Genomic DNA, 15403 nt, shown 5'->3' on the forward strand with positions numbered 1-15403 from the left:
TGAATCGTAAAGAAAGCAGAAGAACAGGAGAATCCCCTATGCTTGCTCCTCATTGATCCATAAAAAAGAGTCGAAGGACGATTGAATAAAATCGTTTTCCTTTCGACTCTCCATTTATATTAAAGTGATAATTCAGCTTCTAAGCCATAGTGATCACTGACATGGGGTTTGTTTTGATCATCAAAAATGACATGTAGACGCTGGATGTCCCATTCTGGACTTGCAAAGACGTAATCGATTCGCAATGGAACTTGATTATCCGTCCAGCCATCGATTCCAGGACCTACAGTATAAGTCCCCTTTGTTTCTTTGGCTTCGATAAAACTATCTTGAAGTTTTAGCGAACTGGATAGAATCGTTTCATACCCTTCTTGACCAGCAGGATTATTGAAATCACCAGCTAGAATAAAAGGTTTGCCTACTTGGCTGAAGTAGTTCTCAATGCGTGGCCACTCAAATTGGAAACCTTTGTCCCACCAAGAAAGATGGACGCTGGCAACAGCAATCTCTTTGCCATCCACACTTGTATGGGCAACGGCCACTCGACGCGTATGATAGTCCGTTGGATCATCCATATTGGATACCAAAATCTCATCCGCCTTCAAGGGTTGACGCGAAAGAACCGCTACACCCTCATTGAGATGATCATAACCAATATGGTTGTAGGCCCAAGTCCAATAATAGTGGAGTCCTTGAGCAGCTAACTCTTCTACCAATACGCGAACAAAGTGATCTTTGTGAATGGCTACAGATGATGGCAAGGCTTGATAATACTCATCTGTTTCGACTGCTTCTGAGCCCATTTCTTGATTGACCTCTTGGAAACAGATCACATCATATTGCGCTTCCAAAATTTGTTCCTTGAGGGTTTCAAATTTTTGCTGAGCATTCTCTTCCATCCAACTATGGGAATTTAATGTTAAAAATTTCATCCCCTGATTTCTCCTTCTCTCCAAATCAAGAAACGGCAAGAGGCCGGGTGCACTGCCCCAACCTCATTTTCTTTGCCGACGTCTCTTATAATTCTACTGTTGCAACTGGAGCATTTGCTGCCAATTTACCAGTATGTTCGACCTTAACAGATTTAATCGCATCTGCATTTGTGAAGACAACAATTGTTGAAGTTTCACGACCTGCTTCACGGATCGCATCAAGGTCTGCTTCCACCAAGAGGTCTCCAGCAGCCACTGTTTGACCTTCAGTAACTTTAACCTCAAATGGTTTTCCTTCAAGACTAACTGTATCTAGACCGATATGAACCAAGACTTCCAAACCATTATCTGTTACCAAACCAAGGGCATGTTTGGTTGGGAAGACGCTAGTAACTTTACCAGCAACTGGTGAAACGATATGGCCATTTTCAGGCTCAACCGCAAATCCGTCACCCATCATTTTTTGTGAGAATACAGGATCTTTCACATCTTCGATGTTAATCACTTCACCATCTGCAACGGAGTGAACTTCATCTGTTACCCCTTTAAAGGTTGCTTCAGCCTTTTGAACTGCTGTCATTTGGCTAGGAAGTGTTTCAGGAATAACTTCACCTGAATCAAGTACGTCTTGGATATCAGATTTCAAGACGTCAGCTTTAGGTCCGTAGATCGCTTGGACCCCTTGTCCTTTCATGACAAGACCCATAGCGCCTTCAGCTTTCCATTGTTCTTCTGTTCCGACTTTTTCAGCGTCCTTAACAGTTACACGAAGACGAGTCATACATGCGTCAACGTCTACGATATTGGCACGTCCACCAAGAAGGTTGATGATGTTAATGACTTGTGAGCTTGCTGAGCTTGTAGCAGCACCTGTTGCTGCACCATCTCCTGCAGGGGCATCATCATTTTGTTCATAGTTACCGTTACGTCCTGGAGTTGCATAATTGAATTTCTTAATCATGAAGTTAGCAATGAAGTACATGATAAAGGCAAATAGGACTGTTACCCATACAAAGTTAAAGATATCTAATGCCAAACCAGCGTTGATGGCCATTGGGGTACGTGTCAAGAACTCGATTGAACCGAATGAGTGGACACGAAGGTGAACCAAGTCAGCCATTGCAAAGGCAGCTCCTTGAACAAAGGCATAGATTAGGTATAAAGGTGTTGCAATGAACATGAACATGTATTCAATTGGTTCAGTAACACCTGTCAAGAATGTAGCAAGGGCAGTTGCAAAAAGCATCCCTTTGTATTTTTCTTTCTTATCTGGGTCCACATTGCGATAGATAGCAACTACAACCCCCATCAAGATACCAAATGATCCAATCATTTGACCAACTTTGAAACGAGCTGGTGTGTACGCATGAAGCAAGTGTTGGTATTGGCTAGGATCTGCCTTCTTCAAGTTAACAAGGTCTGTTACCCAAGCTAACCAAAGTGGATCTTGTCCAAATACAGTTGTTCCTTTGGCAGCACCTGTAAGAACTTGGTAGCTACCACCCAATTGAGTATAGTTGATTGGAATGGTCAACATGTGGTGAAGACCAAACGGCAAGAGAAGACGTTCCAAGGTACCAAACAAGAATGGTGCCAAAACTGGAGCTGTTGATTGTGAGTTGGCGATCCAGACACCGAAACCATTAATTCCTGATTGAACTACTGGCCACAAGGCTGCCAAAACCAAGGCTGTAATAGCTGAACGAACGATAACAACGAATGGGACAAAGCGCTTCCCGTTAAAGAAAGAAAGGGCTTCTGGAAGTTTACGGTAGTTATAGTATTTATTGAAGGCAGTTGCTCCAACAAAACCTGAGATAATCCCTACAAACACCCCCATATTAAGTGCCGGTGCTTCAAGGACACTAATGAAGTAGTCTGCAACTTTAATTGATCCACCTAAAATCGTGTGAACGGTAGCCTCCTTATCAGCCAACATTGCAGATGTAACTCCAAAAACTGCACCTGTAATACGGTTAATCAAGATGAAAGAGAGACCAGCCGCAAAGGCACCCCCAGCACGCTCTTTGGCCCAGCTACCACCGATAGCGAGTGCAAAGAGGATGTGAAGGTTACCGATAACCCCCCAACCGATTTGTTCGAGAATCCCACCTGTAATAACAAGTGGAGATAAATTCGGGTTGATCATAGGGATTGATTTCCCGATTGAAATCATCAACCCAGCAGCTGGCATGACAGCGATAACGACCATCAAGGCCTTACCGAACTTTTGCCAGAATTCAAAGCTAAATAAACTTTTGAATGATCCTTTGTTCATCATTCAACCTCCTTATATTGTTTAAGGCTTTTGTTTTAAAGAAAACGTTTGCGCTTAATTTGTTTCTAGTATACCACATTTTAAAAATTTGTAAAGCCTTACATTCATTTTTTCTCTAAATTTTATCTTTTTTTATCTTTTTTTATCTTTTTTTAGCCAAATCCTTTTTAAAACCCATCCTTTCCAAACGCAAACGTTTCCCTTGAGTCATAAAAATATTCGAACCCTCTAAGGGTTCGAATATTTTATTCTAATGTGTCTTGCATGGCATAGCCAATCCCACGAACGGTCTTAATATAGCTTTTTTGACCGGGTAGATCAATTTTCCCACGGAGATAACGGATATAGACGTCCACAATATTAGTCTCACCTGTACTCTCGTACTTCCAGACACTCTCCAATAACTGATCTCGTGTCACCACCCCTTTGCTTCCCATCAGAGTCGCTAAGAGGTCGTATTCTCTGCGGGTCAAACTAATCATGTCTTTCCCACGATAGACGGTATGGTGTTCCACATCAATGCGCAAATTGCGGTATGATGTTGGGATTTTCATCTGGCTACAATGTTGGTCAATATAATCACGTCCTCTAAAAATGGCTGTGATCTTATCTACCAAATCGCTGATAATAAAGGGTTTGACCATATAGGAAACGGCAAAGCGCTGAATACTCTCTTTGTGCTCAGCAATTTTTTCGCGGCTATCCAAAACAATCAAAACAGAAGCTGGGCGAATCCGACTAATTTCCTCTGCGAATGTTTCACCAGACATATCTGACAAATCGTAATTAAACAAGATCAGATCATATTTGGTCGCAGCAATCAAGGCCAGACCCGCTTTTCCATCCTCGACCACATCAACTTGATACCCTTCTTTTTGAAGTTCCAAATCAATGAAGCGAGCGATTTGCTTCTCATTTTCTACTAGTAGAACTCGTTTGACCATAGAGCAAGATTATTTTTCGTCGTACCAAGAATAGTGGAAGGTACCTTCTTTGTCTTTACGTTGGTATGTGTGAGCACCAAAGTAGTCACGTTGTGCTTGGATCAAGTTCGCTGGAAGATCCGCTGAACGGTAGCTATCGAAGTAAGTGATGGCTGCTGAGAAGGTTGGTACAGGTACACCTGCTTGAACAGCAAGAGCTACGATATCACGAACAGATTGTTGGTACTTAGCAGTGACATCCAAGAAGTACTCATCCAATAGAAGGTTAGCAAGATCTGCATCGCGGTTGTATGCATCTGTGATCTTTTGCAAGAAACGAGAACGGATGATACATCCATCGCGCCAGATAGATGCGATGTCCGCAAATGGCAAGTTCCAATTGTTTTCTTTAGAAGCGACGCGCAATTGAGCAAAACCTTGTGCGTATGAGATGATTTTTGAGAAGTAAAGGGCTTGACGGATTTTTTCAATCAATTCAGCCTTATCTCCTTCAAATTTGAATGCAGCTGGTTTTGGAAGAACCTTGCTTGCATGAACACGTTCTTCTTTGTAAGTAGAGATGTAACGAGCAAATACTGACTCAGTAATGAGTGACAATGGCACACCAAGGTCAAGCGCTGATTGACTAGTCCATTTACCAGTTCCTTTGTTTCCTGCAGCATCCAAGATGTAGTCTACGATAGGTCCATCTTGACCTTCGTCGTCTTTGCGTCCAAGGATATCAGCAGTGATTTCGATCAAGTAGCTGTCCAATTCACCCTTGTTCCATTCAGTAAAGATTTCAGCCATGTCTTCTGCAGAAAGTCCAAGCAAGTGTTGCATGAGGTCATAGCTTTCTGCGATCAATTGCATATCACCATACTCGATCCCGTTATGGACCATTTTTACGTAGTGACCAGCTCCATCAGGACCGATGTAAGTCACACATGGTTTTCCATCTTCAGGCGCTTTTGCAGAGATTTCTTCAAGGACGTCAGCTACCAAGTCATATGCTTCTTTTTGTCCACCAGGCATGATAGAAGGACCTTCAAGGGCACCTTTTTCACCACCAGATACACCAGTACCGATAAAGTTGATACCAGAGTTCGCCAACTCTTCGTTACGACGGATGGTATCTTTATAGAAAGTATTTCCTCCGTCGATCAAGATATCGCCTTTATCCAAATGTGGAAGAAGGGCTTGGATGGTTGCGTCTGTACCAGGCCCTGCTTGAACCATAAGCATGATACGACGTGGTTTTTCGATTGAGTTTACGAAGCTTTCGATATCATAGCTTGGCACAAAGTTTTTATCAGGATGGCAAGCAATTACATCTTCTGTTTTTTCTTTACTACGGTTATAAATGGCAACTGTGTAGCCACGAGATTCGATATTAAGGGCAAGGTTACGACCCATTACGGCCATACCAACAACACCAAAGTTTGCTTTAGTCATGTGACACTCCTCTTTATAGTTTGCCTTTATTCTACCATTTTTCCTCCTCAAAAGAAAGCAGAAAATAGCTTCCCGCCTTCTCTAAGAGGGAGAAGATCATGCAAGTCATTTGATCTTAAAAACAAAAGTGCCCGAGAAACAGTTCTCAGACACTTCCTGATGAATGACATTAATCTTCTTTAGAAGCTAACTCCTCTGCTTCAATGACCGGTTGTTCTCCTTCTTTGAGTTTATTGACCGTCATATTAACTCCAAGAGCTCCTGCTAGCAATTGACGAATATCAAATCCAGCTCCTTGAGAGACTTGGTCGATACTTTGCATGATATCGCCCACCATCTTAGAAGCATTGCCTTCCCCGTACATGGTGATCTTATCCACCTTGGTTAATGGTTCTGCGACAGCACGCGCAATTTCAGGCAACTTGTCAACGACCATTTCAGTAATGGCTGCTTCTTGCATTTTCTTCATCGCTTCGGCCTTTTGGTCCAAACCTTTGGCTTCGGCTTCCAGTTTCAAGCGAATGGCTTCGGCCTCGGCACGACCTTTGGCTTCAATAGCTTCAGCCTCTTGCAATTGGGCAAATTTCTCAGCTTCAGCTTGGGCTTTCCGAGCTTCGGCTTCTTTTTGTGTTTCGAAGAGTTCTGCTTCTGCCTTGCGTTGGCGTTCAATCAATTCTGCTTCTGCAGCTTGTTGACGAGCATATTTTTCAGCTTCAGCTTGTTTGCGGATGTTGGCATCCAATTCCTGTTCACGAACCTTAACTTCGCGCTCTTTGACTTCCGCTTCTTTTTCCTGTTTCATGATATTAGCTTCGGCTGCCACGCGCTCTTGTTCACGACGTTGCACTTCTGCCTCAATCCCTTTAGCGGCATCTGCTTTTGCTTGGGCAATATCTGCTTCTTGCTTGAGGGCTGCTTGTTTGAGTTTTAATTCATTTTGTTTTTGCGCGATTTCAAGATCGGCAGCGACCCGTTTGTCATTAGCCAATTTATCTTGTTCTGCTTCAACTTCCTTGCGTTCACGTTCTGCTTTGGCTTTGGCAATCAAGGCATCTTTCTTAATGGTTTCAACATTTTCAATCCCGAGGTTATCGATGACTCCCCCTTCATCAGAGAAAGATTGAACCGTAAAGGCGATGACTTCTAGACCCATTTTAGCCAAGTCTGGTGCTACGTTGTCCTGCACTTTTGAGGCAAACTCTTGACGGTCATTGACCATCTTACGGAGCTCCATCTGACCGATCACTTCCCGCAAGTTTCCTTCCAAGACATCTTGGACAGAGTTGGAAATATCTGTCGTATTCCAGTTCAAAAAGTTTTCTGCAGCCCGGGCAATCATTTCATCGGTTGTACCGATTTTTAATTTAACAGCTGCATCGGCACGGACGTTAATGAAGTCCAGTGTTGGAACAGACTCAGAAGTCCGAACATCTGTCGAGAATTGCTCAATATCAAGATAAGAGCGTTGTTCGACAAAGGGAATCATAAAGCCAGCTTTCCCACGTAAGTGACGTTGTTTTCGAAGACCTGTAATGACCACGACTTCGTTGGGTTTAGCGTTGACATACCCTTTGACCAACAAGATCAATACAAGAATGGCTACGATTACAAAAGTAATCAACCAACCTGGAATAAATAAAGTATCCATACTTTTTCTCCTTTTTTAGAGGTCTCCCCTCTGTTGTTTATTAATCCTAGTATATCAAAAGAAGGCCTTTCCTCAAAGAAAAGACCTGTATTTATGTCTAAATTTATCAAATGCAATCTCTAGCTTATTCTTCGTCAAATAATCCTTGAAGACCAGCGAAAGGACTGTTCTCTTCTTTCTTGATCGCTTGAGCGGCTTGGTATTCTTCTTCGGATAGGATTTTCCAATCATTGCCTTCGATAAAACCTTGTCCAGCCTCTTCTTCTGGAGTGAGAACCTTGAGGGGAATATTGAGCAGAATATTATCCGCTACACTTTCACTCAGGTCAATCTTCCCACCTTCGATTGGAAGGATCAAGTCTTCCTCTAGGGCCTCGATATCTGCATCAGACTGTACATCCTCCGCAAACACCTCTGTTACAGGATAGCTCTCTTGAAGCTCAACAGGCTCCATGCTGCGGCTAGATGCCAAAACGATGGTGTAGGCCAACTGGTAATCCAAGACATAGAGGCCTGTATCATAGGCTACTCGTCCTGTCGCTGTCACATTCTTTAAGTCAAGAATTTCTGGATTGCGCTTTTGCAGATCCTTTAACAAATCCAACCCTTGATCAAATGCTAGTCCTTCAGGATTTTTACGGATTTCTTGTGTATATAAGTTCATTCTTTTGTCCTCAAATCTTCTAGATACTACTAGTATATCATGAAGCTGCCCCTCAACCAAGAAGTCTCCTCAAAAATTTGTTATAATCATGAAAAAAGATGAAGGAGATCTGATGGCAAGAGTTTACGATTTACCATTTTCAACTGTATACACAGCTTTAGTCCAAAAAGTCTTACGAAAGGGTGGAAAAGAGATAAGCCTTGACCAAATCACCTCGCGATTAACAGGCTATTCTCTGGCGGAACTAAAAGAATGGAAAAAGAGTGACGGAAGTTATGGAGATTTCTTTCGCCAAGCTCCCGCCTATCACCCCAACCGGACATTGATTACTGGGAAAATTTGTGGCGTGCAAATTGAAACGATTCAGGATCCTTTGATGCAAGAAATTCGCCGCTTAGATCGTCTGGCTGATTGGTTAAGTAAGGGAAAGACTGTTGAGCAATTGGTTGAAAAATACCAGCTAAAAGAGGAGAATTCATGAAAGAAATCGGAGCTATTTTTCGGCAAATACGTGAAAGTCGCCACATCTCTTTAGAGGAAGCTACGGGTGGCAAATTTTCGCGCTCTATGCTGTCGCGATTTGAAAGAGGAGAAAATGACCTGACGACGCAACGGTTTTTTCAGGCCCTTCAACAAATCAAAACCAGCCTCAGTGAGTTCTCTCATCTAGCAGGGATCGATCAGCACTCCTTTATTCCCAAATTGTTGAAAGAGCACTATGAAAACATGAGCTTGGAACACGATCAAGCCTTGTACCAAAGCTACCAGCAAGCCTACCAGAAACATCAGAAAAAAGAAGACTTCTTAGCCAGCATTATTCTCAAGGCCAAAATACTTGGCTTATATCCTGAGGTACAGCTCACCGCTAGCCAAGAGGAACTAGATTTCCTCTATGACTACCTCTTCTCTGTCATGGTCTGGGGAAATTTTGAGTTAAGCCTATTTTCACTGACCTCTCCTCTTTTCTCTAGTCAGCTCTATCGACAATACACAGAGGAGTTGGTCCAACGGGAGGATTTCAAGCTTCTCCTAGATTCCTCTCGTCCTGCCATCAATTCTATTTTCCTTAATGGCTTTTTTCTCGCCATTAGTTCAAATGAATTTGAAGATGCAACCTATTTTGATCAGCTGATCAAGGACCACTTTTACTCTGAGAACGAAGCCTACCTTCGGACGGTTTATCTCTATGCCAAAGGAGAATTTCTCTATCGAAAGGGAGAAAAAGAAATCGGTCTTGAAAAGATGGAACAGGCCATCCAGGTTCTCTCTATTCTGGATTGTAAGGACAGTGCCAACTACTACAAACAGGGCCTGCAAGAACTGATCAATAAATCCTAAAAACTCACAGATCTACTCTGTGAGTTTTTGTTGAAAATATGCAACATTAATTTTTTCTTGCTTTTTAGGTTTACAATAGGACTATCAAGTAAAGAAAGAAGGTTCTTCCCATGATGACCAAACTAAAAAACCACTTCCTCCGCTTTCTTCTCTCACATACCGGCGTTTATCTGAAGGATCAGGAACTTCTTCTCTCTGATGATGAGAAACTAGACCTCTTCAAACAGATCTTTCGATCCATCAAACAAGTCCTACAAACTAATCACGTGAAGGAGGAAGGCTCATGAAACTCTTAGCTCGTAATAAAATTTTTGCCTTACTTAGTCTTTCTCGCTTTTTGAATACCCTTGGCGCTGCCATCTACAATCTGGTCTTTGTGGTCTTTGCTGCCAGTATGCCACAACCGAGCCTAGCAGTTGGCATTGCCAATCTCATTGTATTTATTCCTAGCCTCTTTACCATTTTTGTCGGGATGAAGGCTGACCGCACGAAGAAAAAAGCTAACTGGTTGATCCGCATTGGCTATCTTCAAGCCATCCTCTTCATCCTTATTGCTCTCATGACCAAGATTCCGGGTTACCTAGCCTTTTCGATTGTTTGCTTCTTAAACATTGTTTCAGATTGTTTGAGCGATTATCGCGGAGGCTTGCAACTCCCCATCATGAAAAAGAACATCCCCGACGAGGATTTGATGGAGGCCTATTCCATCAACCAACTACTTAGTATGGTCTGCTCGATTTCTGGACAAGCCCTAGGGGTTTGGCTACTAGCCATCAGCCATCAAAATTTTGCTCTGGTCGCTTCGATCAATGCGCTGGCTTTTCTCCTGTCTTCCACTTGTCTCCTGATGAGAAAAAAGCAGCTGACACATGATCCCGTCATTGAGCTCAAAAGTAAGAATTCTTTGGTACACGAATGCCAAGAGATGTACCAGAACGCCAAAAGTATTTTTGCAGATGAGGAGGTACACCACTTTGGCAAGTTGCTCTTCTCATTGGTTCTCATCAATGCCCTAGGGGGATCCATCTCTGGTATCTACAATTTGCAACTGCTTCACTCCCCCTTCTTTCAGTTGAGCTTTAGCCAATCCCTCTTGATTTTAGAGGCAGTGACTATTTTAAGCATGGTCTGGGCTAGCCTGACACCTCACGATTATTTTTCCAAGCAAAGCCTCCACCATATCCTCCTGTGGATCGCAGGTGGGCTGACCATGCTTGGGCTCACAAATATCCTGGTACACTGGGACATTCTTTCCCTTCTACTCATCACTTTCCTTGGTTATCTTGTAGCAAAAATCAACCCAAAAGTTTCCAGTCTTTTAATGAGTAAATTGCCCGCTGAAAAATTAGCTTCTACCTCTAGCTTTTTGGGACTGATGGTTAGCTTTGCCATGCCACTTGGAACAGCTCTCTTTTCTAGTCTAGCTATCTGGAGCCTTCCCTTAGCTTGGGGGACCTTTGCCATCCTTGGTTTCACTACCCTCCTCCTAACTACCAAATAAAAAATCCACCGTTTGGTGGATTGAGCACGAAGACAAACTGATCTTTTATACAATTCTATTAACTTTTATAAAGAAAAATACTTTTTATTCTTTAGAGTTATTCAATCATCTACTGAAACTTTCCGCCGTGAGAAAAGTGCTAGAAACAAGCTTGTTTCTAGCACTCGGGAGTTTTGGGAGTAAAACAGTTTGGGAAACTGATTTAGCCTGAGCCTGGAAATTAAAGAGCGAGGGGGTTCAAAACGAATTGAACACGGGCTACGGATTGTGTCAAAAAGATAAGTTCTCCTAGAATCGAAAGATTCTGCGTCAAACTTCCTATTTTGACTTTATCCGCAGACGCCCTTTGTATCGTAATTTAGTCATGGAACTTCTTCGAAGTTCGCTGACGTCCGTACTCACCTAAGGAAAGGTTCTAAGATGATTGTGTCTTCAATCTGAATCCACTGTTTGGTGGATTTTTTTACATTTTTCTTAAACGTGCCACCCGCTCAGCAATGGGTGGGTGGGTATAAAAGAGTTTTTGCAAACCGGATTCTTTTTTTGGATCGTTGATAAAAAGAGCACTGCTCGCATCATCGACATGTCGTTGCATTGGTTCGCTTTTGTCTAGTTTTAACAAAGCATTGATCATCCCTTGAGGATTCCGCGTCAATTCAACACTTGAAGCGTCTGCTAGGAACTCCCGTTGACGAGAAATGGCTAACTGGACCAAGGTCGCTGCTAATGGCGCTAAAACGATGGCAAGCAAGGAAAGGATCAACATAACAATCTCCAAACCACCGCTACCTTCTCGATCATCATCCCGGCTACGGCCACCGCCCCACCACATCATCCGTCCTCCAATACTAGAAAGCATGGTGATGGCACTGGCAAGGGCAACTGCAATCGTGGAGATGCGGATATCATAATTGCGAATATGGCTGACTTCATGTCCGATAACTCCCTCCAATTCCTCACGGTTCATCACAGCCAGTAGACCTGTTGTCGCTGCAACGGCTGCATTTTGAGGATTAGACCCTGTCGCAAATGCATTCATGGATGGATCATCCACAATATAGACACGTGGCATAGGGATCTGAGCTACCATAGCCATATCTTGTACAATATGGTAGAGCTGAGGGGCTTGCTCTTCCGTTACCTCACGCGCCCCGTTCATCCGCATGACAACTTCAGTTGATTGGAAAATCATGCTAAAGGCATAGATTCCACCAATAATCAAAGCTAGGATGACGCCACCAAGGGAAGAGCCTAACCAGAGGTAGCCAACGGCTGCTCCGATGAGAGCCAAGAGTATGAAAAAAGCAATAAGGAGAATCCAGGTTCTCCTTTTATTGCTTGCAATTTGGTCAAACAGCATATTAGTCTCCTAATCCGCTAAAGTCCACCTTTGGTACTGCTTTTTCTTCTTCAGGCACTTGAAGGAATTCAGCCTGTTTGAAGCCAAACATTCCAGCAATCACGTTTGTTGGGAAAGTTTCCAATTTCACATTATAGTTGCTTGTGACACTGTTGTACAATTGACGAGCATAAGAAATTTTATTTTCTGTGTTGGTCAATTCTTCTTGCAATTGCATGAAGTTGGTGTTAGCTTTCAAGTCTGGGTAATTTTCAGCCACCGCAAAGATGCCTGCTACTTGACGGGAAAGAGCATCACTGGCTGCCATTGCTTCTGCAGGTGAAGAAGCTTGAGCCACTTGTTGGCGAAGTTGAGTGACCTTAGCAAGGGTATCCCCTTCGTACTTGGCATAGCCTTTAACGGTTTCGATCAAGTTTGGAATCAAGTCATTCCGACGTTTCAATTGCACATCAATTTGACTCCATGCTTCGCGAGTTTGCATCCGGCTTTTCACCAAACCGTTGTATACTCCTACTACAATCAACACAAGGACCACAATGATCCCAAGAATAATCCAAATCATTTTATTGAATTCCTTTCATTTCTTTCTACCAGTATATCAAATTTCCCTTATTTTGTGGTAAAATTATCTTATGAAACCAGAAGAATTTTATATCCGTTTAGCCGATCTCGGCTTCCCATTAACTGATCGTCAAAAAGAGCAATACGAACGCTATTTTGAGCTCCTCGTTGAATGGAATGAAAAGATTAATCTCACCGCCATCACCGCAAAAGACGAAGTCTATCTCAAGCATTTTTATGATTCTATCGCACCCATTTTGCAGGGCTTGATTGAAAACCAACCCATCCATCTCCTGGATATCGGAGCTGGTGCTGGCTTTCCCAGCCTACCCATGAAGATCCTATTCCCTGAGCTAGATGTGACCATCATTGATTCCCTTAATAAACGGATCAATTTTCTCCACTTGCTGGCTGAAGAGTTAGGTTTGAGCGGAGTTCATTTCTACCATGGACGTGCTGAGGACTTTGCACAAGATAAGGCCTTTCGTGCCCAATTTGATATCGTAACTGCCCGCGCCGTTGCCCGCATGCAGGTTCTCTCTGAGCTGACCATCCCTTACCTGAAAGTAGGGGGACGGCTACTCGCTCTCAAGGCTAGCAATGCTCCAGAAGAGTTGGAAGAAGCCAAAAATGCCCTCAACCTGCTCTTTAGTAAGGTTGAAGACAATCTACAGTATGAATTGCCAAATGGAGATCCACGCTATATCACTGTTGTCGAAAAGAAAAAAGAAACCCCCAATAAATATCCAAGAAAAGCGGGTATGCCCAATAAGCGGCCATTGTAGTAAGATACAAAGGGCTAAGAGGATAAAGTCAAATAAGAGGCTGGGACAAAAGTCCTAGCCTCTCAATTATTTTTGGATTGTCAAGCAAGACGCAGTGGTTGAGTGGGCTCTACTACGCTGATTTCATCAGCTTTTACAGCCCTACTCAACTGTGCGGAGGTGGGACGACGAAATCGAATTCTAACGAATTACCGATTTCTGTCCCACTCTCTTTTTTATTTTTGTTTCAATTCTGTTCGCAGGGCTTCTTGCTGCTCTTTTGTCAGATGAACGCCCTTACTTGCAACAATCTGGCTAGAGACTTTGTTAGCAAATCTTAAGGCTTGCGTCATATCTAAACCTTCTAAACGAGCGGATATAAAGGCTCCCACATGGCTATCTCCAGCACCTACTGTGTCGACGACTTCTGTTGGAAAACCGTCTGCCTCATACCAGTTGCCATCATAGGCAACCGCTCCTTTTTCACCCAAGGTGACAATGACTAATTGTCCTGTTCTCTGATACAAGTGTTCGATGGCTGGCTGGATATCTCTACACCCTGAAAAAGCCAGTGCTTCAGCCTCATTAACATGGAGAATTGGATGCAGATCATAAATTGCTTCCAGTCGATCCTTTGGAATCAAGAGTCCGCGTGGACCTGGTGCAAAAATCACCTGACCTTCTAGTTGCGAAACAGACTGGACCAATGCAAGACCGGTTGGCTCCTCAACTTCAAGGCCACATAAGTAGATGTAATCAAACCGATCTGTCTCGAGCTCTTTTAGCCACTCTGCTTGGAAGCTATACTCCACTCCGTGGTCCGATAAGAAGGTCCGCTCACCATCAGACTCTACAAAGCAGTAACAGCAACCATTGGCCCCTTCTAATGAGATGCTAGAGGAAATCCCTAATTGTTTCAGCTCTCTCCGAATAAAATCACCATACATCCCAGAACCGACTGGCGAAACAAACTGGTAGGGTTGCGACAAAAAATGAAGGATATTAACGACATTAAAGGCACAACCTCCCACAGACCATTGCTGGTGATCAATATGGGCATCTCCTTCACGACTTGGCAAACGATCCAAGTAAATCATCACATCACAAACTGTAGAACCAATAATTAACGCAGCTGTCATCTTTTTCTCCTTACTTTGCCTTCTATTATACCAGAGGAAAGATAAAAAACAACCAACCCCTTGTGGAGTGGTTGCTTCTCTTTTTAATCACGATAAACGGGTTGAGGGCCAAAGGTTTGGGAAACCGGCATGATTTCAATCCGATTGACATTGACATGCTTGGGCTGTTGGATCAACCAAGATACGGTGTTAGCAATGTCTTCAGGCTGAATGGCATGGGCATCTTGATAGAGGGCTTCTACCCGTTTTTCGTCTCCTTTAAAGCGAACAGAAGAGAACTCTGTCCCTTCGCAAAGACCGGGTTCAATATTGCTGACACGAATCTTCTTGCCAGCTAGATCCGCCCGAAGATTGAGGGAGAATTGCTTGACAAAAGCCTTGGATGCCCCGTAAACATTGGCCCCTGGATAAGGCACAGTTCCTGCTGTAGAGCCCAAATTAATAATATAGCCATCATTTCGTTCCACCATCTGAGGCAAGATTTTCCTTGTCAGATAGGTCAAGCCGACAATATTGGTCTGAATCATGGTCAGCCAGTCTGCGACCTCTGCTTCATAAGCTGGGGCGAGGCCTAGAGCCAAGCCAGCATTATTAACCAAAACATCCACTCTCTCCCAAGCTTTTGGCAAACTGGCAAGTGCATGATCTACCTGAGAAAGATCCGTCACATCCATTTGCAGGGGATAAAAGGCTTCTCCCAGCTCTTCTTGGAGAGCCTGTAATTTTTCAATGCGTCTAGCTGATCCGATCACACGGTATCCATCTGCTACTAAGCGACGGCAAATCGCTTGACCAAAACCAGCTGAAGCTCCTGTTACTAAAATCGTTTCTGACATGTCA

15 protein-coding genes are annotated in these 15403 nt (G+C 43.3%); 5 read left to right on the forward strand and 10 right to left on the reverse strand.

What is annotated here, in order from left to right:
* Positions 1–119: 119 nt before the first annotated feature.
* The 6 genes from O3629_RS04895 to O3629_RS04920 form a co-directional block, all read right to left on the reverse strand.
* Positions 120–932 carry an endonuclease/exonuclease/phosphatase family protein gene (locus O3629_RS04895; protein ID WP_049492433.1) on the reverse strand — a complete coding sequence of 271 codons (813 nt, stop codon included), beginning with the start codon at positions 930–932 and terminating at the stop codon, positions 120–122.
* A gap of 85 nt (positions 933–1017) precedes the next feature.
* Positions 1018–3213 carry a PTS transporter subunit IIBC gene (locus O3629_RS04900; RefSeq protein ID WP_371507663.1) on the reverse strand — a complete coding sequence of 732 codons (2196 nt, stop codon included), beginning with the start codon at positions 3211–3213 and terminating at the stop codon, positions 1018–1020.
* Between the two features lie 242 nt (positions 3214–3455).
* Positions 3456–4154, reverse strand: coding sequence for a response regulator transcription factor (locus O3629_RS04905; RefSeq protein WP_049492430.1), 699 nt, complete (start codon positions 4152–4154; stop codon positions 3456–3458).
* A 9-nt stretch (positions 4155–4163) separates the two neighbouring features.
* Entirely contained in the window at positions 4164–5588 is a 1425-nt protein-coding gene (gndA, locus tag O3629_RS04910) for an NADP-dependent phosphogluconate dehydrogenase (RefSeq protein WP_003017375.1), read from the reverse strand.
* A gap of 169 nt (positions 5589–5757) precedes the next feature.
* Positions 5758–7236 (reverse strand): flotillin family protein, encoded by a 1479-nt coding sequence (locus O3629_RS04915; protein WP_049498391.1) that lies wholly within the window; start codon positions 7234–7236, stop codon positions 5758–5760.
* Between the two features lie 124 nt (positions 7237–7360).
* A complete protein-coding gene (locus O3629_RS04920) occupies positions 7361–7900 on the reverse strand; it encodes a DUF177 domain-containing protein (protein ID WP_195412166.1) in 540 nt (179 codons plus the stop codon).
* Between the two features lie 109 nt (positions 7901–8009).
* Between O3629_RS04920 and O3629_RS04925 the strand changes: the two genes are divergently transcribed.
* The 4 genes from O3629_RS04925 to O3629_RS04940 all read left to right on the forward strand — a co-directional run bounded on the left by O3629_RS04925 (position 8010) and on the right by O3629_RS04940 (position 10739).
* Complete coding sequence (locus O3629_RS04925; protein ID WP_179943960.1) at positions 8010–8381, forward strand: DUF2200 family protein; 372 nt, start codon at positions 8010–8012, stop codon at positions 8379–8381.
* On the forward strand, positions 8378–9238 hold the full coding sequence (locus O3629_RS04930; protein WP_227197663.1) for a helix-turn-helix domain-containing protein: 861 nt from the start codon (positions 8378–8380) through the stop codon (positions 9236–9238). The genes O3629_RS04925 and O3629_RS04930 overlap by 4 nt, the downstream gene beginning before the upstream one ends.
* Positions 9239–9348: 110 nt before the next feature.
* Positions 9349–9525 (forward strand): hypothetical protein, encoded by a 177-nt coding sequence (locus O3629_RS04935; RefSeq protein WP_227247997.1) that lies wholly within the window; start codon positions 9349–9351, stop codon positions 9523–9525.
* Positions 9522–10739, forward strand: coding sequence for an MFS transporter (locus O3629_RS04940; protein ID WP_227197662.1), 1218 nt, complete (start codon positions 9522–9524; stop codon positions 10737–10739). The genes O3629_RS04935 and O3629_RS04940 overlap by 4 nt, the downstream gene beginning before the upstream one ends.
* Positions 10740–11202: 463 nt before the next feature.
* Here O3629_RS04940 and htpX read toward each other — a convergent pair whose 3' ends face one another.
* Positions 11203–12099 (reverse strand): zinc metalloprotease HtpX, encoded by an 897-nt coding sequence (gene htpX / locus O3629_RS04945; protein ID WP_049498570.1) that lies wholly within the window; start codon positions 12097–12099, stop codon positions 11203–11205.
* Position 12100: 1 nt separating this feature from the next.
* Positions 12101–12661 (reverse strand): LemA family protein, encoded by a 561-nt coding sequence (locus O3629_RS04950; protein WP_003017390.1) that lies wholly within the window; start codon positions 12659–12661, stop codon positions 12101–12103.
* A gap of 70 nt (positions 12662–12731) precedes the next feature.
* On the opposite strand from O3629_RS04950, the gene rsmG reads away from it, so the two are divergent.
* Entirely contained in the window at positions 12732–13445 is a 714-nt protein-coding gene (rsmG, locus tag O3629_RS04955; RefSeq protein ID WP_049498569.1) for a 16S rRNA (guanine(527)-N(7))-methyltransferase RsmG, read from the forward strand.
* A gap of 215 nt (positions 13446–13660) precedes the next feature.
* On the opposite strand, the gene O3629_RS04960 is transcribed toward rsmG, so the two are convergent.
* Positions 13661–14563 carry a carbohydrate kinase family protein gene (locus O3629_RS04960; RefSeq protein ID WP_049498508.1) on the reverse strand — a complete coding sequence of 301 codons (903 nt, stop codon included), beginning with the start codon at positions 14561–14563 and terminating at the stop codon, positions 13661–13663.
* Positions 14564–14646: 83 nt separating this feature from the next.
* Positions 14647–15399, reverse strand: a complete 753-nt coding sequence (locus O3629_RS04965) for an SDR family oxidoreductase (RefSeq protein WP_049498507.1) — start codon at positions 15397–15399, stop codon at positions 14647–14649.
* Positions 15400–15403 lie beyond the last annotated feature (4 nt).

The organism is Streptococcus sp. 27098_8_12, assembly GCF_041432115.1.
Lineage (GTDB): Bacteria > Bacillota > Bacilli > Lactobacillales > Streptococcaceae > Streptococcus > Streptococcus parasanguinis_V.